Source organism: Parabacteroides sp. AF17-28 (genome assembly GCF_003479205.1).
In the GTDB taxonomy this organism is placed as follows: Bacteria; Bacteroidota; Bacteroidia; order Bacteroidales; family Tannerellaceae; genus Parabacteroides; species Parabacteroides acidifaciens.
This window is the reverse complement of sequence record NZ_QUGV01000002.1, coordinates 101720-125368: the sequence shown is the minus strand read 5'-3', so window position 1 is coordinate 125368 and position 23649 is coordinate 101720. Positions and strand designations below refer to the sequence as shown.

Below are 23649 nucleotides of genomic sequence, written 5' to 3'. Positions count from 1 at the left end.
GGCATTTTGTGCAAATAAGTGTCGAAACATACAATTAAATCAAAAACTTTATCTATTTTTGCCCGGAACACAACAAAAACACAATGTCTAATGCTATGTTAATTCGTTTATGGCTTGTAGCTTTGTTATCCTTTGGCATTTCTTCTTTATATGCATCGGATAGCGCTCTTCCTGTATTTCATTTCGGGCATATATCGGCACAGGATGGCCTTCCGACGGATGAAGTGCGTCAAATTTATCAGGATAAGGACGGGTATATCTGGATCGCGACCAATAGCGGGCTGTGCCAATATGATGGTTATCAGATTAAGACATACAAGTCGAATCTGCATACACCCGGACTGTTGAGTAATAATACGATCTGCTGTGTGGCGGAGGATAATCATCATAATTTGTGGATCGCCGCTTACGACGGAGTGAATGTGCTCAATAAAACGACCGGCCATATCCGGAAAATTGACAGTAAAGAGTTGCGGCGAAGTATAGTCGACCGTTTACTGGTAACTGCAACAGACCGTATTTTTATTGGTACGGAAGCGGGAGTGTTCGAATATTTCTCCGAAAAAGATTCTTGTGTAGCTTTCAAACCGGACGTGCTGAAAGGCTCTGTCAAGGCAATGATCGAGGATTCCAATCATAACCTATGGATAGGAACTTGGTCTGATGGGTTTTACCGGTATGACCCGGAGGTTGACAAGGTGTTTGCTTATCCGGTATTGAATGGCCGGAACTCGGCATATGATATTTTCGAAGACAGTAAACAACGGATTTGGATCGGCTCATGGGGGTATGGCCTGTTTCTACTTGAGAATCCTTACGAACCGGAACGTTTGTCCTGGAAACAGTATAAGCATGATGCGAATAATCCGAATAGCCTTTGTGACGATATAATATATGATATCGATGAGGACCTGAATACAGGTACGCTTTGGATAGGAACCCGGAACGGGCTTAGCATACTCTACAATGAAGCTGCTTCATTGTTTCAGAGTTATCGACCGGATAACTCTGAAATTTCCGTTTACCATAATGAGATCAGTTCTGTCTTCCGCGATCGGGAGGGAATGATGTGGCTTGGACTGCTGGGAGGTGGCGTGAACACCGTTATTACACGCAAGCCGGAGTTTAGTCTGGACCGGATGGATGCGGTAAAAAACCCGTTGCTTACGAACTCTTCCGTCCGCAGTATCCTGGTTGACCGGGACGGTTTGATCTGGCTTGGATTGGGTAGCTGGGGATTCTTTGTCTATAACCGTATTGCCGGAACATACACGCATAATCTGGATATGCCGGAGTTTAAGGGATTGGGGCGTCTTCCTATTGTCAATACGATTATTCAATCTCCTACCAGCGATAAGATCTGGTTGGGAACGTATGACTGGGGAATTGTTTCGTATGATAAAACAGCTCCTGCCGGGCAGCAAGTCCGGTTGTTCAATTACGATACTGATTACTGGTTGACAAACCAGTGTGTTTTTTCTATTTTTGAAGATAAGGACAAGAATACCTGGTTTGGTACCCGTAATGGGATATGTGTCCTTACGGCGGGGGATAAGGGTGTCCGCTTCGATTCTTTCAAACTGAACGGGGCATCTGTCAATGCCTATGCTTATTTGTCCATCGTGCAGGATTCGCAGGGACGTATTTGGACGGGTACGAACAATGGGGGCATTATCAGAATCAGCGGTAGTCCGTCACAACCTGAGGAGATGGTGTTTGAACGTTACTCGTTCGAGGATGAGAAATTGAACAGCATCTCCGTACTTTGTCTTTTTATCGACAGCCATGGACGTCTCTGGGCCGGAACGGAAGGAGGAGGCCTGAACTTGTATGATCCTGTTCAGGACCGGTTTATTCCGGTACACAAACAAAGAAATCTGCCAGGCGATGCTATCTTCAGTATCCAGGAAGATCAGCAGGGTAACCTTTGGATGGGGACAAATGTCGGCTTGATGAAAGTCCATATCCCGGACGATCTTTCGAATGTAACCTACCGGCTTTATACTACTTCCGACGGTTTGCAGGATAACATCTTTTATCGTAACACAGCATTTACCGATATAAACGGTGAAATGTTCTTTGGCGGTTATAAGGGGTATAACAGCTTTTTCCCCGACCGGATGATGGAAGATGAGTCGTTCCCGCCGATCAGTATAACGGATATTAAGATTTATAACCAGTCCTGGTCTTTGCTCGATGAAAAGATACAAAAGAGTATATCGGAACAGGCTCCGGATTTCACGGAACGAATCCGGCTGGATTATCGCAGGAATAATTTCAGTATCGAGTTTGCCGCTTTGAGTTTCTCTAATCCGCAGCAGATCAAATATGCCTATATGCTGCAAGGATTTGATACGGATTGGCAATATGCGGATGCTTCGCGCCATTTTGCCTATTATAATAACCTGAAGCCCGGTACTTATACTTTCTCTCTGAAATCTACCAATTCGAACGGAACCTGGAATAAGGACACCAGGCATCTCGAAGTCGTAATCCTGCCGCCACCCTGGAAGTCAGGTTGGGCGTATGCCGGCTATGCTTTGCTGTTGTGTCTTTTGGCTTATATCGCCTACCGGATTGTGCACTACAGGGTGGAGATGCGGAACGCGTTGCATCTCAGGGAGCTTGAACAGGCAAAGGCAGAGGAAGTCAATCACTCCAAATTGCAATTCTTTACGAATATAACGCATGAACTGTTGACTCCGCTTACTATCATATCGGCTGCCGTGGATGAGCTGAAGATGATTACACCGCAAAACGGAGAGTATTACCAGATTATGACGAGCAATATCAACCGGTTGATCCGCCTGCTTCAGCAGATTCTGGAATTCCGTAAGGCAGAGACCGGTAACCTGAAATTAAGAGTCTCACAAGGTGACTTGGCGTCGTTTGTCCGTAACAGCGTGGATAGTTTCCGTCCGCTGATTAAGAAGAAGAAAATGCTTTTTTCGCTGGTTTGTGATCCGCAGGAGTTACCAGCCTGGTTCGATCCGGATAAGGTGGACAAGATTTTGTATAACCTGTTGTCCAATGCGGCCAAGTATAATGAACCGGGCGGCACGGTACGGGTCGAACTGTCTGTTATTGGCTCCGGAAATGCGAACTTAATTGTCAGAGATAATGGAAAGGGGCTTTCTCCGGAAGCTATAAAGAATCTGTTTAAACGGTTCTATGAGGGTGACTATCGCAAATTCAATACAATTGGGACAGGCATCGGCCTTTCATTGACAAAAGATTTGGTGGAATTGCATAAAGGAAGCATCTCGGTATCCAGTAAACAGGATGAGGGAACCGCTTTCTCCGTAGTAATTCCAATCCTCCGTGAATTTTACACTCCTGAGGAAGTCGATGAAAGTTTGCATATTCCGGTTCTTCCGTCTGATAATAAAGAAGAGTGGAAGGAGCCTGAAAAAGAATCGATGAAACCGTCAGATAAAGAGAATCTCCGTTCACTGTTGTTGATTGAAGACAATGAAGATTTGTTGCGCCTGATGACTCGTTTGTTGAGTCCTACTTATAAGGTTTATACCGCAGTAACGGGAAAAGAGGGAATGGAGGTTATCGACCGGGAAGAGATCGATTTGGTAGTCTCCGATATTATGATGCCTGAAATGGACGGTATCGAATTTTGTAAACAGCTAAAAGGACATTTGGAAACCAGCCACATCCCTGTCGTTCTGTTGACAGCCAAAAACCGGGAAGAGGATCGTGCAGACGCTTATGATGCCGGAGCCGACGGGTTTATTATGAAACCGTTTAATTTGAGCGTGCTTCATGCCCGTATCAATAATTTGTTGAAACAAAAGGAACGTATGTCGGGTGATTTTAAGAAACAGTTAGTCTTTGAAGCCAATGAACTGAACTACACGAGTCTCGACGAAAACTTTCTTCAGCAGGCAATCGACTGTGTCAACCGCCATCTTTCCGACCCTGATTTCGATCAGCAGGCGTTTCTCGATGAAATGGGAACGAGCAAGTCTACTCTTTATCGTAAGTTGAAATCATTAACAGGATTGAACTCCTCTGCCTTTATCCGTAATATCCGTTTGAAGGCTGCTTGCCGGATTATGGAAGAAAAGAAACATATCCGTGTTTCGGAGTTGGCGTATGCTGTCGGTTTTAACGACCCCAAGTATTTTAGTGTTTGTTTCAAAAAAGAGTTCGGTATGCAGCCCAGCGAGTATTTGGATAAGTTTGTGCCGGGGCATTCGGAATGAAACGTATTGTTGTGTGACCATCCTTGAAATTCAGGCTGCGCTTTGCAGCCTGTCCTTGTCTTGTGGTTTAATTATAATTCAAAAAGGTTTGATTCTGGTGTATGAGTGTAGAACTTACCTTTTTGAATCATCTTTCCCATATATAGTAAGAAAAGAGCCTTTCCTTTGCTGGCAGAAAATTTGAACCACAAGTATTAATTTTAATTTTTAATGCATGAAAGCACAAAGCTTAGCCTTGGCCGTTGCACTCTTGAGTGTTGGCCCCGTACTGTACGGTAACGCAGCTGAAGCAGATGTATCGCGGCACGAAAGTGCAGCCGTTCTGCAACAAGTGAAAAAAATCACAGGTGTGATCAAAGATGCAACAGGCGAACCGGTTATCGGTGCAAATGTTATTGTCAAAGGTACCACGAACGGAACCATGTCCGATATCGATGGTAAATTCTCTTTGGAAGTTCCCGCCGGAGCTATCCTCTCTATCTCCTATATCGGGTATGTGGCACAGGAAATCCCTGTTAAAAATCAGACAGACCTGAACATCCTTTTAAAGGAAGACAGTGAGATGCTTGACGAGGTAGTCGTGGTCGGTTATGGTGTTCAGAAGAAATCGGACGTGACGGGTTCGGTAACGTCGGTATCAAAGGAACGCCTTGAAAAGCTTCCGGTAACAAACGTATTACAGGCTGTACAGGGTGCGGCTGCAGGTGTGACGATCACACAAACCTCTTCTATTCCTGGAGAAGCACCTTCTGCATTGGTACGCGGTAAAAACTCTATTAATGCAGAAACAGGTCCTTATGTTGTAGTCGACGGTATTCCATTAAGTAAATCCGGAGGTTCTTTAGCTGATATTAATCCGAATGACATTGAGTCGATGGAGATTTTGAAAGATGCTTCTGCTGTCGCGATTTATGGAACAAATGGTGCCAATGGTGTAATTCTGATTACGACTAAGAAAGGAAAGATTGGAAAGCCGACAATTCGTTATAACGGTTATGTAGGTGTTGAGGATATTGCTCATACGCCGGAGCTGTGTTCACCTGAAGAATTACTGGCTCGTTATGCTGAAGGCAAGCGTATTAATGGTAGTTCAATGTTTCATGACAAGGTGAAATATGAGAATGAAGTGTATAACTATGAAAACGGTATTACGACAGACTGGATTGATGCTGTAACCCAGACTGGTATTATAACCGATAACAATATTAGTATATCTGGAGCAACTGAAAAGATGAACTATTATGTTGCGGGGGGATATATGTCACAGAAAGGTGTCGTAAAAGGTTATAATTATAAGCGTTATACGTTCCGTACAAATCTGGATATGGACGTTACGAACTTCTTGAAGGTTGGAACCAATTCTTATATTGTGGCTCACAATAAAGATGGCGGACGGGCAAACTTGTTGAATGCAACAGCAATGAGCCCTTATGCAAAGATGTATGAAGATGACGGAAGTTATTGTATTTATCCGATGCATAGTGAGACTTTGTGGAATAATCCGTTGCTAAACACGACAACTAATCCGGAACGCCGCCAGTTTAATGTGACAGTTAACGGATATGCAGAGGTCGATTTTGAAAATATATGGAAGCCTTTGAAGGGATTGAAATATAAACTTAATGCAGGTTTTTCATATGTGCCGAAACGTGAAGACAACTATACAGGTCTTTCTGTAAATGATAAATTAGGAACTGCCACTATTTATGATTATGAAACACAGAATTGGACGCTTGAAAACATTCTTTCCTATTCACGGGATATTCAAAAACATCATTTTGATATTACAGCGTTGTATGCTGCATCACGTAAACATTATCAAGAAAATAAGTCTACGGCGACAGATTTTATCAATGATGCTTTGGGATGGAATAACTTGGCAGGTGCAGCAACCTCAAGCGTATCTTCTAAAGGCGAAAAATATTCGACGGTTTCACAGATGGGACGTTTGAACTATTCTTATGACAGTCGTTATTTGTTTACTTTTACTGTTCGTCGTGACGGATCTTCTGTGTTTGGTGCTAATAATAAATACGGTGTATTTCCTTCGGTCGCTTTAGGTTGGAATATTGCAAATGAGTCCTTCATGGAGAAAAACCAGGACTGGTTGAATAATTTAAAACTCAGACTTTCATATGGTAAGTCAGGTAATGAGGCTATTAGCGTATATCAGGCTATCACAACGATGAATAGTATTAAGCTTCCGATGGAAAGTAGCCTGAATGTAGGTATGGTTACTAATACATTGGGAAACTCGAACCTGACTTGGGAGACTACCAAGAGTTTTAACTTTGGTCTGGACTTTGGTTTATGGAACAATCGCCTGTCAGGAACAATTGATGTCTATTCTGCCAGGACAAACGATTTGTTGTTGAAACGTAAACTGCCTACTGCAACAGGATTTGATGAGGTGTATGCCAATATGGGTGAAACTGCAAATAAAGGAATTGAGTTAACATTGAATAGCCGCAATATTGTTACCCGTGATTTCCAATGGAGCAGTACACTTGTATTCTCAATGAATAAAAATAAAATAGTTGATCTGTACGGTGATAAAACATCAGATATTGGTAACCGCTGGTTTATAGGTGAGCCAATTGATGTTATCTATGATTATACAAAAGTTGGTATCTGGCAGGAAGATGAGATAGCTGCTGGTTTAAATAAGGATTGGGATCCTATTGCTAAAGCGGGTGATGTGAAATTGGCAGATTTGAATGGTGATGGTCAGATTACGGATGAAGACCGTACGGTTCTTGGACAGAAGTCCCCAAAATGGATTGGTGGTTTGACTAATACATTCTCTTATAAGGATTTTTCTTTGAGTGTGTTTATCCAAACAGTACAAGGAGCTATGCGTAACAATGGTTCTATCGGTATGGCATCTGATGAGTTGCAGCGTCGTAATAGTTTTGCGGAAATAGGGTATTGGACTCCTGAAAATAAGAGTAATGAATGGCGTTCATTAGGTGAGAATTCTAATCCTCATGGTTATGGTTTCCCTTATAAAGCTAATTATACACGTATTAAAGACATAACGTTAAGCTATAATTTCCCTCAGAAACTGATTACAAAGATGGGCATCGGTGGCTTGAACCTGTATGCAAGCGGACGTAACCTTTATACGTTTACAAACTGGATTGGTTGGGACCCGGAAGAACGGGATGACACGCGAGGTAGTGGAAACTGGGATATAAACTATCCATCGGTACGTAGTATAGTATTCGGTATTAATCTTACATTCTAAATATTAAAGGAGTAAAATAGTATGAAACACAAAAATATATTTTTGACATTAGCCCTTTCATCCCTTGCTTTGGGCAGCTTTATCTCTTGTAGTGAAAGCTTTTTGGATGAAACACCGCAGTCTTCCTATTCTCCGGAACAGTTAGGAGACGAAAAAGGAACAGAGGCTTCACTAAAGGGCCTGCACTATTTGTTTGGACAACTATGGTCGTGGTCTGATCGGCAGGGATGGCTGAGTTGCTGGCAGGTGGGAACAGATGTTGCTTCGCCGGGTGGCGTTGAAGGAGTGGAAATCCCCTTTTACCAATATGGTGAATTGACATCGGAAAATGATGCCGTGGCTTATATGTGGAAACAATGTTACAAAGTAATCAATAATGCCAATGCGATTATTGCAACTTTAGGAGAAGATGGGAATGCTGCACAGTTGGCAGAAGCTAAGTTTTTCCGGGGCTATATGTATAATATGTTAGCTACATTGTATGGAGGTGTCCCTTTGTGTACAGAACCTACTCAGGTTGCAAAAGATGATTTTGTACGTGCATCAGTGAATGAAATCAATGATCTGGTTGTTAGCGATTTGAAGTTTGCTTCGGAAAACTTGCCAGATATGAGCGGATTGGCCCAACAAAGTCGTGCAAATAAGTATATGGCAAAGCAAGCCTTGGGAGAAGTTTACTTACGTTTGAATATGAATGCGGAAGCGGAAACTGTTCTGAGTGAAATCATTAATAGTGGTGAATTGCAATTAGTAAAACAACGTTACGGTACGGATGCTGCAAAACCCGGTGACTGTTTCCATGATATGTTTATCTATGGTAATCAGCGGCGTAACCAAGGAAATACGGAGGCGATCTGGACATTTGAGTTGGAGTATAATAAAGTGACTGGTAGTGATGGATTCACTAATGCTCCCCAGCATCGCCGCGTATTTAATCCCTCCTATCATAATATTCCTGGGATGTCATATGAAGCGGATTCTCTTGGGGGACGTGGAAACGGACGATGCCGTCCGAGTTCTTGGGTAGTAAATGGATTGTACGAAGAAGGTGATATGCGTAATTCCGAATATAATATCAAACGTCATTTATATTATAATGCGGAAGGTTTTGAAGCAACTTATGCGGTTGATAAAAACGGATGGCGTGTTGATTCGGATAGTCCTGATAAAGTAGGTGAAGTATCGGTAAAGACCGGCGATCCGGTAGTCCTTCAGGTTGGTGATACTATAATGAATTTCTATCCTTACAGTACAAAGTGGAACTCTTATGATCCGGCAGACGGTTGGGGATGGACATGTATTAAAGACTACCCTATGATGCGTCTGGGAGAAACGTACCTGTTACGTGCTGAAGCTCGCTTTAAACAAGGAAATAGCCAAGGAGCAGCGGATGATATCAATGTTTTACGTGAACGTGCATATCCTGAATATCCTTCAAAAGGAAAAGTTGATGCAGGCAAAGTTGATATGAATTTTATATTGGATGAGCGTGTTCGGGAGTTGTTATTTGAAGAGAATCGCCGTATGACGTTAGTTCGTACTGGAACTTTGGTGGAACGCGCTGCTTTGAATACGGAAAAAACAATCAAAGGAGAGATTACAGGATTGGAATCTAAACATTTATTGTTGCCAATTCCTTTGACAGAAATTCAGCGCAATACAGGTGCAGTCCTCGAACAGAACCCTGGTTATTAATCGGACTTCATTGTTATGCAACGACGTAACTTCATAAAAACAATAGCAGCTACAGGCGCCACAGGAGTGGTGGCCTGTAGCCCTTTTTCTTTAACGATGGCGGGAGAGCCGGAGAAGAAAAGGAAAAAAATGCCGGAAGCGGAGATGAGCGACCGCTTGTATTGGACAAGCCTGATGTATAAGATCGCCTCGCCTGTGCTGTCGAATATGGCAAAAGGAGAGCTGAGGAAGAAGATGACAGTCGAGGTAAGTCCCAACTGGGATGGGCGCGATAAAGGCGTTACCTATATGGAATGTTTCGGACGCCTGATGTCCGGACTGGCGCCTTGGTTGAGCTTGCCGGACGACGATACACAAGAAGGGAAACAACGGAAACAACTGCGCGAATGGGCATTGGCGAGCTATGCGCATTCGGTCGATCCGGATAGTCCGGATTACCTGCTCTGGCGGAACGAAGGCCAACCGCTGGTCGATTCCGCATACTTTTCAAACGCTCTGATACGGGCGCCGAAACAGTTGTGGGAACCGCTCGATGCAACGACGAAGCAACGCATTATAGCTGAATTGAAACAGTTGCGCCGGGTAAAGCCTCCGTACACGAACTGGTTGCTCTTTGCAGCCATGAACGAAGCATTCCTGATGATGGTCGGTGAAGACTATGACCCGATGCGTCTGGATTTGACGATCAAGAAGATAAACGAATGGTACGTGGGAGACGGCTGGTATGCTGACGGTGAACGTTTCCATTTCGATTATTATAACTCATTTGTGATCCACCCCATGTTGGTGGAGGTATTAGAGGTTTTGGTAAATAGAGAGGTTGTGAAGGAGGATACGTACAGATTAGCACTTCAGCGTATCCGGCGTTATGCCGAACATCTCGAACGGCTGGTGTCGCCGGAAGGGACATTCCCGCCGTTCGGACGTTCGCTAACGTACCGTACCGGAGCTTTTCAGGCGCTTTCTCTGATGGCGCTCCGCAAGCAGCTACCGGAAAAGTTGCCGGAAGGACAGGTCAGAGCTGCACTAACGGCTGTGCATAAGAGTATCTTCAGCAATCCGACCAATTTCACGGACGACGGTTTCCTGACGATCGGCTTTGCCGGACATCAGCCGGAATTAGGGGACTGGTACAGCAACAATGGCAGTATGTATATCACCTCCGAGAGTTTCCTTCCGTTGGGACTTCCCGCCGATGACTCGTTCTGGACGGTGGAACCGCAGGATTGGACTGCCAGGAAAGCATTTGCCAACGTCCGGTTTAATAAAGATTATCCGGTGGAGTATTAATTCTAAATTGTGACTCATATGAATAAGTATATATGGCTGCTGGTCCTGTTTGTGTTTCCTGCCAGCGGTTTCAGCCAAAAGGAGTGGACGAAAAAGCAGGTAGTGGATATCATCTACCGGGTCAATGACCATTGGCAAGCGCAGAATCCTGTTCCCGAAAGGGCTTTCTGGGATAACGCCGCTTACCATACGGGGAATATGGAAGCCTATTTCCTGACGGGGAAAGAATCTTATCTCCGCTATTCCGAAGCCTGGGCGGAACATAACGAATGGAAGGGGGCCAAGTCGGATGATAAGGCAAACTGGAAATACAGCTATGGCGAGACCGACGAATATGTCCTTTTCGGGGATTGGCAGATCTGTTTTCAGACCTATGCGGATCTATACCTGTTGCAGCCTGACCCGAAGAAGATCGCCCGTGCCCGTGAGGTGATGGAATACCAGATGAGCACGACCCGCAACGATTATTGGTGGTGGGCCGACGGATTATATATGGTAATGCCGGTGATGACCAAACTGTATAAGATCACCCGCGACCCGCTTTATCTGGAAAAACTGCATGAGTATTTTAATTATGCCAACAGTATTATGTACGACAAAGATGCCTGTCTGTATTACCGTGATGCCAAATATGTTTACCCGAAGCATACGAGTGTAAACGGCAAGAAAGATTTCTGGGCACGTGGCGACGGATGGGTGTTGGCCGGTCTTGCGAAGATATTGAAAGAACTTCCGCAAGCGGATACACACCGGGTCGAGTATCTTTGCCGTTTCCGGAAAATGGCAAAGGCTGTTGTGGACTGCCAGCAGCCGGAAGGCTATTGGACGCGCAGTATGCTCGACCCTGCTCATGCTCCCGGACCGGAAACAAGCGGGACGGCATTCTTCACGTATGCTCTTCTTTGGGGAGTCAATAATGGCTATCTCGATCAGGAGGTTTATCTGCCCGCAGCCTTGAAAGGTTGGGACTATCTGACCACTGTCGCCCTCCAGGCGGACGGAAAGGTCGGATATGTGCAGCCGATAGGCGAGAAAGCCATCCCCGGACAAGTCGTGAATGCCGGTTCTACCTCCAATTTCGGAGTAGGCGCTTTTCTGCTTGCTGCCTGCGAGATGTGCCGTTTCCTCGATTAGTCGATCCCCAACTCCCGCAACATCTGCTCGGTGTGCGTCAGGAAATATTTTGTCAGCTGATAGTGTTCCGTCTCCTCGAAAGGAGTGAGGCGGGCACCGTCTTCATCTATGTTATAGATGTCGGCTCCGGGATAGGCCATCAGGATAGGCGAATGGGTGGAGATGATCAACTGGCATCCCTGGTCGACCAACTCTTTTATCCGCACCAGAAGCGATAGCAGGCGCTGCGGGGAAAGGGCCGATTCCGGTTCATCCAGGATATAAAGCATGTTCCGTTCGCCGTAGTTGAGGAATGTGTTGAGGAAGCTCTCGCCATGCGATTGTTCGAGCAGGCGGCGCCCTCCGTAGCGTCCCAGCGAATAGTCGCGGCCATATTTGAGGATGTCGCGCATCGAGCGGGCGTCGATCTCACGGGCATGGTCGAAGAACGATTCGGCGCGGAAAAAGAAATGGTCGTCCGGCTTGCGCACTTCCATTAGGCGGATCTGGTCCGGCAGGACATTGGCGAGGACCTTGTGGCTCTCGTCGCCGTCGTTCAACATCCCCTGCGCTTCTTCATCCCGCATCTCATATTTATACATGACCGCTTCTAACAGTGTCGATTTGCCGATCCCGTTTTCCCCCACCAGGAAAGTAACCGGTTTCGTAAACACCAGCCTGTCCATATACCGCACGGCAGCCGCCCTGTACGGATATTTCAGATCTTCCACCGGTCCCGATACTTCTTCCGGATTGATTAGTTTGATTTGCTTTAGATAAACCATAGTACAGTTGAAAATTGAAAGTTGAAAGTTAAGGAAAGCCGGGCTTTCCGGGGGCTAAGATACGGAAGTAAATCTGATTTACAACTTTCAATTTTCAACTTTCAACTGAATTGTATTCTTCCTGTCACATCCATGCAACAGGTGTGCCGTTACTTTGCCGGCAAATAAGAGAGGATACACTTATAGACACATGATTATATAACACTGCTTCGTTTTTTTTAATAACTGATTTACGTGTTTGGGCTTTATGTCTCAGTGATGAGGGGTAAAGCTTTTTTTGGAGACATATAAGATAGTTTTCCGCACCCGACTCCTCGGATGGATATTACAATAACCCCCCTGTTTTTGCCGTTTTTCTATTTCGTCCGAAATCTTGATCGATTTTGGATTGACTCTTTTCACGGTTTAAGCTCCTTTTTCTGACAACAAGAAAAACGAGGTGCGCAGCCCGTTTCGAAAAGTGTGCAATTTGATTGCCGAAAGCCGGAAACGCCGTCAAAGTGATAAAGCTTAACTCCCGGAGAATCGAATATTTGAAAATAAAACGGATGGCGTCCTAAATATCCCAAGGAAATTCAGGTGCTTTTTTGCCCTTTAGACGGTCCTCTTTCCAATTACGACCGTCCAAATCGCCATTACGACCGTGCTAATCTTCGCGAGGTGCCGAGTGCACTACACATTAGCACGGTCATAATGGCAAAGAGGACGGTCGTAATTGCTGGAAACGCTCAAAAAAGTGGAAAAAGTTCCTTTTTGAGGTCGAAAAAGTGGATTAACATTTGTTTTGTTTCGGATGTCTCTTGGAGCAGAAAAATCCGTTTTTTACAATAAGCCCCCCCCCTAAGTAGTTGAAAGTTGAAAGTTAAGAGTTGAAAGTTAGAAGGGATCATATTTAAGAAAATCTGAACCTGTAAATGATGATTTAGCGACGTTGTCTTAGGGCTGTAAGCCCGGCAGATCTCAGCCCAAGGCGTGAGCCTTGGGTTAAGGAAACGTCCACCTCCCCCTCTTAGCCCTGTAAGGGCGGCACCGTAATATTCTGTGCCACAATGTATCGCCCTTACAGATCTTGAAGACAGGAGGTGGTCCTATTTAAACCCAAGGCTCACGCCTTGGGCTATGATCTGTCGCCCTTTACAGGGCTTTGGGCGATTCGCGAATTGCCTCTGCGGCAGGGGGGGGCTTATTGTAAAAAACGGATTTTTTGAGCTCGAAAGGTTTCCTAATTCAAACAAATGTCAACCCACTTTTCAGCTGTCAAAAAAGGGCTTTTTCCTATGATCCGGCACCTTATTGTCATGAAGAGGGACTTTATTGCTCTGATCCGGAACTTTGTTGCTCTGAAGTCAGACTTCATATAGCACGAAGTCAATCCTCAGGACGATGAAGCGTTACTTCACGGCAATTTTCTGCGCACCTCACGGCAACAAGCCCCTAAAATTTCCTTGGGATATTTGGAATGCCGTCCGTTTTATTTTCAAATATTCGATTCTCCGGGAGTTAAGCTTTATCACTTTGCCGCTGTTTCCGGTTTCCGGCAATCAAATTGCATACTTTTCGGAATGGGCTGCACACCTCATTTCAACTGCTGTCAGCCGGAGAGGTCAAAACCATGAAAAAAGTCAATCCAAAATCGATCAAGATTTCGGACGAAATAGAAAAACAGTCGAAACAGGGGGTTATTGTCAATTTGCAGAAGATCCAAACCTGAAAATATTTGAACGATGCAACTTTTTTCCAGCTTAATGAAAATTTTACCACTCAGGAAGCCCTCGAAAAGGGGATAAATCTCGGAATGGAAAAAAGAACCATAGAATCGCCCTTTACATGTAGATGTAACAAGATACTGATTACGCGTTTTTATGAAAGGGCGATGTCGGCTTAGTACGCTGAAAAACAGAGGTGTATATAGGTGTATAGACGTATCGGACAGGAGATATGAAATCTGCGGGAACTCTCTTCAAAAAGTATGTTTTGTAAAAATACATTTAGAAAACCCTCGGCTGCTTTTCATTTAAAAACGTAAGTGTTTTATTGCAAATACTACTATCTTTTGAATATCAACTGCTATTTGCAGAGCAAAAATCTACTTGAAAAATGACTAAAAAAAACGATCGTTTATTTTAGTCATCAAAAGTCAACATTTTTTTTCAATCTTCCAAATTTTTTCAAAATAAAAAACTCCTTGAATTTCAAAACTTGTCGCATTGTTTTGTAGAAAAATGCTCCAAACCCGCATCCAGCCTAAAAATGACTAAAAAAAAGGATCGTTTTCGATCGTCAAAATACAGAAAATAACACTTGTTAACTACTATTTGTAGGCGTACATTGTATAGGGTAAGTTAATAGAGCGATGATAGGGTACAGAATTTTATTTCAATCAATAAACTCATTATTAATGCTTTAATTAAAAATGTTATGAAGAAAAGATTACTTATGTTACTCGCTGCCTTTATGGCGGTGACGAGTGTGGGGTGGGTGCATGCGCAAGATGGCCCAACGATTACGACGGATCTAACCGTTGCCCAGAAGGGGAGAGCGATCGTATTTGGTATTACAACGAAGAAAGGGAATGCCGGGGATATAAACGTCCGTGCCTCATTAACGGCTGAAAACAATGCTTTTGACACTTGGGATTCCTACTATTATGAACCTAATGGAGGGAATCCTGGTTGGGTAAAATGGAATCCTAAAAACGATGGATTCGGTCCGGCTGAAGGATTTTCTTTGATGGATGCAACTTCTTATATTAAGGTTGTACCGAAGGAAACAGGAACTTTCAGCTATACATTGAAAGTGACAAAAGTGGATGGAACAGAGGTTACTTCTATGCCTTGCGAGTTAGAGGTAAAAGACGAACCTGTATCTCCAGTTGCTTCAATTGGTGATACGGATTATGCTTCTTTGCCGACAGCGGTTCTTTTTGCGGAAAAAGATAATACGATTAGTTTGACCGCAGGAGATTTTGTTTTGTCTCCACAGTTGGTTATTGATAAACCTATTACTTTATTAGGTGTCGCTCAGAACGATGGAAAACCTCTAACGAATCTGAAAGCTGATGCGAATGCAAATTGGCCCAAAAAGCAAGATGGAAAGACGATTGAAAATAAAACAGCAAACTTGGTTTCAATAGAAGGAGCTGCGGAAGGTAATGTTTTTTTGAGAAATATTCGTGTTATGAGTTCACAGGCTTCCGGCATCAATGCGCAATCCAAAATGACAACCAATTTGCATAATGTTGCTTTGGAAGCTAATGCTAATGCAGGTCTGTTAGTTCATTCAGCAGTAATAGGAGAAGGTCTGGTTACTATAAATAATGGCTGGGGCGGTGTAAATGTTGGAACAGACGGTACGCCTGTTTATTCTCCGAAGTTTACATTTGATCCTGATTGTTCTTTTGCCGAACAATCTAAGATCTGGTCTGAAGACACCACGTCAGATCCATCGACTTTGGTTGAAGGTCCGAATGGTTGGACTTCTTATGTTGGTGTACAGGGATCAAGTTCGAAGGAGATGCGGTATTGGACGAATTCGAAACTGACACTGGAAGGTAATACTGTTTTTGCAAATGGTAATCCTGTTACTATTAAAAAAGCAGCTGTAGAGGGTGAAGTGATTGTTAGTGTGACAGACGATGCTTCAGATTTTATCCAGTTGAAGAGTGAAGGAGCAACTGTTTACGGTGGTGCTAAGAATAAGACTGTACAGAGCTCTACGATTACGATGGAAAGTGGAACGATAAAACGGATATATGGTGGCGGTTATGGTTCGACGGCTCAACAAACGGCTAATGTCAACGGGACAGCAACCATACAGATCAAAGGTGGTACGATCACGGAGCTATTGTGTGGTGGTGGTGATCAGTTTGCCAAGACCAATGTTGTAGATATCAATGTTTCCGGTAATCAGACGAAAGTACAGTGCATATATGCAGGAGGTTTTGCTAATCCGGCTCAGAAGACTCCGGTTACGGTATGGAATGATGCTGTTTGCGGGACAAAAGATGTCAAGATCACTATCTCCGAGGGAGTAGAGCTTCCCGAAGGATTGGGTTGTGGAGGCGGACAAGGGTATACTTATACCGGGACTTCCAAAGTTACCATCACGGGTGCTAAACTCGGTTCTTTCTATGGAACACTATCTAACGGTTATGCAGACGAAATTGAGGCAACTCTCAAAAATTGTGTGTTCAGCAAGGTGGGAAATTACTATGAAATGGGAGCGATCAACCGTGGACAGATACGTACAGGCTCTTTTACGTTTGACGGCTGTACGTTTAATAACTTGGAGAATCTAAAAGCAAGTTTAGGGGCCGTTGATGGTTGGGCCGATTCCGATACGAACGGAAAACCGGTGCCTACCGTTTTAGAAGGAGTTGTTTTTAAATTCGTTAACTCAACTAATAATCAAAATCCGGTTATGATGATCGGACAGGGCTTGGCTAATGCGAATATCGAATTGACAGGTACGAAAGCATCTTTGAAGAAATTCCGTGATGGTACGGCTGTATCCGAAGGAACATCCGATTTTGCCATTGCATCCGGAAAAACTTGGAGTTTCAACTCCGGTCTTGAACTTGGAACAGGCGAAGAGGCTGCGACTTTGGTCAACAACGGTAAACTCAACCTCCCGTTATCAGATATTATGACCGGTATTGACTTGTGCGGTGGTACTTTGATGCCCGATTCCGCTACTGTTGTTGCTGATTCTGTAATTGTGTCAATGAATAAAGCTTCAGATAAGAAGGATCTGAAAGAAAAGGATTTCTCTATCGAATGTAAAGACGGTGTTATCGCTTCCAACGAAACGGTAGCAAAAGAATTGCTGAAAGCCGGCAAGGTGGTGATGGTGTTGAGTTTCTCGGAAAATACTTATTCTATTGCTTCTTTCCAGAAAACATTGGCTAAGATCACCAACCTGCCGGATAGTGTAGTGTTTGGTACAGTGCCGATCACGTTGGCATTCAATTTACCGGGTACGGAAGTTTTAATAAATGGTAATACAAGTGAAGTTGTAGAACTCAAAGATGGTGTTCTGACGATCAAGAAGCCGGGTACTGTTACTTTTGATCTGAAGGTTAAAAAGGATACAAATAACGATGGTAAGATAGATGGCAATGATAAAGATAGTGATGGCAATTTCACTTACGATGAAGACGCAGCCAACACGCAAATCCTGAAAGTCAACAAACGTAAGGTTACATTAACCAAAGGCTTGGAAGCAACAACTAAAGTGTATGATGGTAATACAAATATAACTTTGACGAAGGGTGAAACGTTAACATTCTCCGGTAAGTTAGGTACGGATGCAACCGGTCTGGATTTGGCAGCAAACCCAACAGGTAAACTGATAGATGCAAACGCTGGTGAAAACAAGGAGGTAATCGTTACGGCTGCTTTGGCTGCGGCAAACGGTTCTGACTCTACTGCTTACTACGAACTGGCTCCGATCACTTTTGTAAAAGCAAAGGTAACCCCGAAGGCTGCAACTGTTACAGCAACAGCTGCATCTCGTGATTATGGTGTGGAGAATCCTGAATTTACAGCGACTACTACGGGTTTGGTTGGAGATGACAAACTCGATGGTATCCTGAAGTTCACTTGTACTGCAACCAAAGACTCGTTGGCTAAAACATACGATATCGTTCCTTACGGCTTGACTTCCGACAACTATACAATCTCTTTTACAAGTGCAAAATTGACAGTCAATGCTGTTAATCCGGTTATCGAAATGGTGGAAGCTAAGACGGTACTGAAGAGTGATAATTCTGCTAAAGAAATCCAGTTAAAAGCAAAACTGATTCATGCAGGTGGCGCTAAGGAGATTACTTCTGTTAAGTTTGTCCAGGGAAGTACGGATGTTGCTGCTACTTTGGATAGTGGTTATTACACTGGTAAATTTGATGTATCATCCGGAACGACTTATTCTGTTAAGGCTTCTGCTACGGCAGGTTCTAATACCGGAGAAAGTAAAGCAATCAGTATTGTTGTCGATGCCTTGACTCCGCAGGTAGTCTCCTTCGGTGCATCTGTTCTGCCGACAATGGTTTATGGCAATGAAATGACATTGTCTGCAATGAGCGATCAAACTGCTGCTACAGGCGATTATACCTATAGCGTAGCTGAAGGTGATCCGGCAACTATTGCAGATGGCAAACTGAAAGCAACTAAAGTTGGTAAAGTGACCCTGACCGTAAGTCGTGCTGCCGATGTTGCTCATTCTGCCGCTGTCGCAACCCAAACAATCGAAATCATGCCGAAACCGATCACGGTTACAGTAGGTGCGATCGAAAAGGTTTATGACGGAACAGCAGCTATCGAGAAACTTCCGACTTTCACATTGACAGGTGCATCTGACGATGTTTCCGTTAAGACAGAAGGCTTGACACTTAGCTTTGCAAGTAAGAACGCAGGCGAAAGCGTGAAAGTCCTGATGCCGGAACTGACGTTGACAGGAACTAATGCTGCCAACTACACCTTGATCCAGCCGAAGAACGTAACCGGGAAGATTACGAAAGCACCGCTTACCGTAAAGGTGAAAGATGTGACACGCATGTGGAACCAGCGTTATACGAAGTATGAGTTCGAAGCTACAGGTTTGGTAAATGACGAAACATTAAGTAATGTTTATAGTGGTGTCTTTAATGTAACAGAAGACGGTTCTGTTTTGAATTTGAATATGCCGGGTGCATGTCCGAACTATGCGATTACGACTGTTCCGGGTACGCTGACTGTTGAACTGGGTACTCCGAAAGCGGTAGTGTATGGTACATCAGATGCCAAAAAAGCAATGATCGTTGATGAAGCCGGTTACACGGGATTGAAAACTTCTGAAGTTGGAGAAGATGGCTATGCTAATATTCTGGATGCAAGTGGCAAGGTGATAGGTCAGAGTTTGAATAAGATTTCTACTTCTGCTGTTACAACCTCTTCGATTAAAGCGCCTATGCAAACGAAAGCGGCTGTTGCCGGCGATTGGAATCAGGAAACATTTAAAGGTATATCTTATGGTACTCCATACGAAGTAACGAAGTTAGAAAATACTTGGACGTATGAATCGACCAATACCAATGTTCTGACTATTTCGACAAATACAGAAGGTAATATTGTTTGTACTCCTGTCGCAACAGGTAAGGCTACGGTATTGGCAATCAGTAGTAGTGAAGTGAAGATCCTGAACCTCGAAGTAGCTCCGGCTAAACTGACTGTTAGCACATCCGATATGAATAAAACATACGATGGAACAACCCTTGCTTCTGGAACGCTTACATTGAGTAATGAAGCGAATGGTAAGGACGTAGCACTGGATCTTTCCGGTATTACATTCAACTTTGCTGATAAAGCGGCAGGTGATAACAAAATAATCACTCCGTCTCAATCGCTGATCCTGATCGGTAGCGAAGCTAACAATTATGTTCTGGAAGTAACCCTGACAGGCAAGATCAATCAGAAAGAAGTGACAGTCGGAACTCCGCTTAGCGCTTACTATAACGGAAAGAATGTTATGGAACTGACTGATTATACATCGAACGACCGTATCAGTGGTGATATCGTTCCGATCAGGGTTACCTTTGGCGCTGCAACAGCCGGTGAACAAACTATAAAAGAGCTTGAAATGGGTACGACAGGTGATGCTGCTAACTATAAACTGGCAGACTCTAAACCAACAAATGGTAATATCCTTAAATCAACAGTTGTTGCCGAATTACCTGCTAATGCTTCTTCTGTAAGCAATCTGAAAAGCAACATCAAGCTGACAATTCGTGAAACAGGTGAGACTGTAGCAAGCAGTGCAATTGCTTTCAATCCGACTATAACATCCGAAGGTAGCGGTAGCAATACTGTTTATTATGTGAACGGTGGTGAAACAGTTAACTATTCTGTTGTTTACGACAAGAACCAGCTTGGTTACACAGCTGCCCCGACTCCTCCTTCTGGTGGTGGTGACGAAGGCGACGAAACCGTTACAATCTCCCTGGATGCAACAACAAAGACGTTGCCGCGTAATGAAGAGTTCGTACTGAAAGCAACTGTATCTCCTTCCGATAAGACCGTGACATGGAGCAGTAGCGATCCGACGATTGCCAGTGTGACAGCTAACGGAAACAGTGCAACAGTGAAAGCCTTGAAGGTAGGTACGGCAACGATCACAGCTAAGATCGGTGATGTAACAGCCACTTGCGAAGTAACTGTAGACTTTGCTACCGGCCTTGAAGAAGCCCTTGCCAATACGCAGGTATATGCAAAACAGGGTAGTATTTATGTGAATCCGATTCAGCCGCTGCAGCTGACGATTGTGAACATGTTCGGCAAGACAGTTTACAATGCACGCATCAGCAGCTATGCGCAAATACCGGTAACAAATGGCATTTACATTGTGAAATTAACCAATGCCGGCAATACGATTGTTACCAAGGTAAATGTATACTAATCCATATATAAGAGAGTTTTAGTATTGAATGAGAAAGGGCGTCCGAGAGGATGCCCTTTTTTTAGTCTCAGTTTCTCATTCGAACGACAGATATGGCTTGAGCCGCTTCCTGTCCATATCTGTAAATTCTTCTATCAGTTGCAGGTTCTCCCACCCGGAGAGTCTGCTTTTTTGTTTGCGGAGCTGTTCGATGGCTTTTGCCTGCCGGTAGTCGAGGTAAGGATGACGGCGGAGGTCTGCGGCGGGCAGGGCGTTGACATTCAGTTTGCGGATGTACAGTGTGTCGGTGAAGAACCAGGGAGCGAGGACAGCATAGCGCTCTTCATCGATGCCATACACTTCCGACAATTGGCCGACGGTGTAGAATCCGCCCAACAGTTCCCTGTATTTCACAATCCGGCGGGCGAAGGTGCTGCCGATGCCGGGAACTTTCTTCAGGGTGGTCGTGTCGGCTGCATTCAGTTCGACAACTGTTCCGGCAGGGAATTTTTCTGTCCGGACGTACGGCTTGTATTCTTTCCGTGTTTTCTTTGTTGGGAAAGGAGCGTTTTCTTTATGGGTATTTTTCTTCCCCTTCGGATGTAATTCGGATTCCTTTCGGATGGATTCTTTTTCCCTTTCGGATATGTCTTTTCCGATGATGATCCGTTTTTCGTCCGAAGCCAGTCGGTTTCCTGTCCGATGGGCATCCGTTTCCAAAGCGACAGGCATCGCTTTTTTACCCGTCCAAAACAATAAAATCCAAGAGATTGTAATCAGGCAAAGCAGCAAGGTCAACGCCCGCCTTTCACCTTTGGAGAAATAGAGAAGGTCTCGCCAGTTCATAGTTTGATTTGTTTATGGTTTGATGTTTCTTAATTGTTTGATATGGGAGATGCTTTGCGCCTGATGTATAATGTCTAAAACTTCAATTTGTTTAGCCGTTATGCGGTAGACGATCAGATGGGCTGGAAGGACAATCCTTCTATACCGCTTATCTTTGGTGGGAAGATATGGATATTCTGCATGCAACAAGTAGTCTGTGGCTAATTGCTGCACTTTTTCATATATAAGGTTCTCGTACTTGATTGCTGTTTGTTCACCGAAGGTCATTTTTCCATAAGTAAAGATTTGGTCGACTGATGAATAAAAAAGCAATGAAGCGATTACCGGTTTTGCCTTTGTTCCCTCCATTGTTGTATCATTTGTTTACCTTCTTCAAGTGTATAGAACGGGCCTTCCTCCGCTTCCCTGATCATTTCGGTCAATTGTTCGGCGGAAAGTGTCCCGCATCCGGTAGCCGGGTCGAATCCATAACGGGAGTTCCTTGCATCCCTTTTCTGTTGCACTTCCTCCCATGACGGGAAGGATTTACATTTAACTTTACAGGAAGTTGCTACTTTCTTTTTTCTAATGGTTTTGATTTCCATAAGGCGATTGTTTATTAAATGAATACTGTCCCACAAAGGTAAGAGTTCCCTGCAGATACGCAAGGAACTTCCCCGAGTATTTTAAAACAGTTTTATAATCCTGTTGACCAGTCCTAACTCGTTGAGGAAAATCAGGCCGATAGCGACCGGAGCGATGTACTTCATGAAGAAGGCGTAGGTGTTGAAGAAATGGAACGGGACGGTTCCTTCGTTCGTCAACTCGGCTTTTAGTATCTTGCGGTCGACACGTGTTCCGACAAAGATACAGATCAGCATACCGCCTAAGGGGAGCATTATTTTTGCTGTCAGGTAATCCAGCGCATCAAAGAAAATCAAGCCGCCGATCGTGAACTCTTTCAGCACGCTGAATGAGAGCGAACTGAGAATCCCTAATGTCAGCACGCCGCCTGAAACGAACCAGGCCGCCTTTTTTCGTGAAATATGATATTCTTCGTGTACATAGGCTGTCGCTACCTCATGAAGTGAGATTGTCGAAGTCAAAGCCGCCAAGGCGAGCAGCACGAAAAAGACAGTGGACCAGATCCAGCCGAAGGGCAATTGTTCGAAAACGTTCGGTAGTGTGATGAACACCAGTTCGGGACCTGCTGTCGGAGCAATGCCGAAACTGAATACTGCCGGGAATATCATCACTCCTGCCAATATGGCTACCAGCGTGTCCAGGACTGTGACCTGCAGGGCCGTTGTCTGGAGTTTTGTGTCTTTCTTGAAATAGGACGAGTAAGTAATCAGGCATCCCATTCCGATGCTAAGCGAGAAGAAAGCCTGCCCCATTGCGCTGAGCACAACCGACGAGGAGATTTTGCTGAAGTCCGGATTGAACAGGAATGCCAACCCTTTCTCGGCATTCGGCAACGTGACCGAACGGATGCAGAGAGCAATCAGAATCAGGAATAACATGGGCATCATGATTTTGGATGCCCGTTCGATACCTTCTTTTACGCCGGAGATAATGATGATATGCGTCAGGGCGATGAAGGCAATCGTCCAGCCTATCGGCCGTACGATCCCGGATGAGAATTGCTCGAAGTCCAGTTTGAATTCGGCCGCTGTCTTGCCCGTTAGTGAACCGTCCAGTGCCTGCATGATATATTCGAGCGTCCAGCCTGCCACTACCGAGTAGAAGCCCAGGATCAGGAATGCCGCCAGTACGCCGTTGTAGCCGATAAGAGACCATTTTGTTCCCGGTGCCATTACTTTGAAGGCGCCGGCCGCGTTTTTGCGGGAATGACGTCCGATGAAAAACTCCGTGATCATCACCGGAAGCCCTAATAAGATAATGCAAATGATGTAGATAAGGAGGAATGCTGCTCCTCCGTTGGAACCGACCATATAAGGAAACCGCCAGATATTACCCAGTCCGACGGCACAGCCTACTGTTGCCAGGATTACACCTATTTTACTACCAAATGTTGCTCTGTTATGATGATGGGACATATAGTTGA

The 23649-nt window shown here is 44.4% G+C and carries 12 protein-coding genes; 7 read left to right on the top strand and 5 right to left on the bottom strand.

Translation table 11 applies throughout. The annotated features are described in order from the left end of the window. Positions 1 to 95 precede the first annotated feature (95 nt). The 5 genes from DWW90_RS01935 to DWW90_RS01915 all read left to right on the top strand — a co-directional run bounded on the left by DWW90_RS01935 (position 96) and on the right by DWW90_RS01915 (position 11583). Positions 96 to 4217, top strand: coding sequence for a hybrid sensor histidine kinase/response regulator transcription factor (locus DWW90_RS01935; protein WP_233547628.1), 4122 nt, complete (start codon positions 96 to 98; stop codon positions 4215 to 4217). Positions 4218 to 4452: 235 nt separating this feature from the next. After that, positions 4453 to 7464 (top strand): TonB-dependent receptor, encoded by a 3012-nt coding sequence (locus DWW90_RS01930; RefSeq protein ID WP_233547627.1) that lies wholly within the window; start codon positions 4453 to 4455, stop codon positions 7462 to 7464. A 21-nt stretch (positions 7465 to 7485) separates the two neighbouring features. Further along, positions 7486 to 9159: a RagB/SusD family nutrient uptake outer membrane protein gene (locus DWW90_RS01925; RefSeq protein ID WP_122343793.1), complete on the top strand. Its 1674-nt coding sequence runs from the start codon at positions 7486 to 7488 to the stop codon at positions 9157 to 9159. A 129-nt stretch (positions 9160 to 9288) separates the two neighbouring features. Further along, a complete protein-coding gene (locus tag DWW90_RS01920; protein ID WP_233547633.1) occupies positions 9289 to 10449 on the top strand; it encodes a DUF2264 domain-containing protein in 1161 nt (386 codons plus the stop codon). Between the two features lie 18 nt (positions 10450 to 10467). Beyond that, positions 10468 to 11583: a glycoside hydrolase family 88 protein gene (locus tag DWW90_RS01915; protein ID WP_115500755.1), complete on the top strand. Its 1116-nt coding sequence runs from the start codon at positions 10468 to 10470 to the stop codon at positions 11581 to 11583. On the opposite strand, the gene DWW90_RS01910 is transcribed toward DWW90_RS01915, so the two are convergent. Next, positions 11580 to 12347, bottom strand: coding sequence for an AAA family ATPase (locus DWW90_RS01910; RefSeq protein WP_122343791.1), 768 nt, complete (start codon positions 12345 to 12347; stop codon positions 11580 to 11582). The two genes, DWW90_RS01915 and DWW90_RS01910, sit on opposite strands and share 4 nt — an antisense overlap. Positions 12348 to 13730: 1383 nt before the next feature. Here DWW90_RS01910 and DWW90_RS20360 point away from each other — a divergent pair. Both DWW90_RS20360 and DWW90_RS01905 read left to right on the top strand, forming a co-directional pair. Further along, positions 13731 to 14093 carry a hypothetical protein gene (locus DWW90_RS20360; RefSeq protein ID WP_147382390.1) on the top strand — a complete coding sequence of 121 codons (363 nt, stop codon included), beginning with the start codon at positions 13731 to 13733 and terminating at the stop codon, positions 14091 to 14093. Positions 14094 to 14765: 672 nt separating this feature from the next. After that, entirely contained in the window at positions 14766 to 20777 is a 6012-nt protein-coding gene (locus DWW90_RS01905; RefSeq protein ID WP_147382389.1) for a YDG domain-containing protein, read from the top strand. Positions 20778 to 20852: 75 nt separating this feature from the next. Here the strand turns inward: DWW90_RS01905 and DWW90_RS01900 are convergent, their stop codons facing one another. The 4 genes from DWW90_RS01900 to DWW90_RS01885 all read right to left on the bottom strand — a co-directional run bounded on the left by DWW90_RS01900 (position 20853) and on the right by DWW90_RS01885 (position 23641). After that, positions 20853 to 21602 carry a helix-hairpin-helix domain-containing protein gene (locus tag DWW90_RS01900; protein ID WP_122343789.1) on the bottom strand — a complete coding sequence of 250 codons (750 nt, stop codon included), beginning with the start codon at positions 21600 to 21602 and terminating at the stop codon, positions 20853 to 20855. A 12-nt stretch (positions 21603 to 21614) separates the two neighbouring features. After that, positions 21615 to 21950, bottom strand: a complete 336-nt coding sequence (locus DWW90_RS01895) for a type II toxin-antitoxin system RelE/ParE family toxin (protein ID WP_122343788.1) — start codon at positions 21948 to 21950, stop codon at positions 21615 to 21617. Continuing rightward, positions 21923 to 22186, bottom strand: coding sequence for a hypothetical protein (locus tag DWW90_RS01890; protein ID WP_122331438.1), 264 nt, complete (start codon positions 22184 to 22186; stop codon positions 21923 to 21925). The genes DWW90_RS01895 and DWW90_RS01890 overlap by 28 nt, the downstream gene beginning before the upstream one ends. Before the next feature lie 81 nt (positions 22187 to 22267). Then, positions 22268 to 23641, bottom strand: coding sequence for a sodium-dependent transporter (locus DWW90_RS01885; protein ID WP_122331439.1), 1374 nt, complete (start codon positions 23639 to 23641; stop codon positions 22268 to 22270). Between the last annotated feature and the right edge of the window lie 8 nt (positions 23642 to 23649).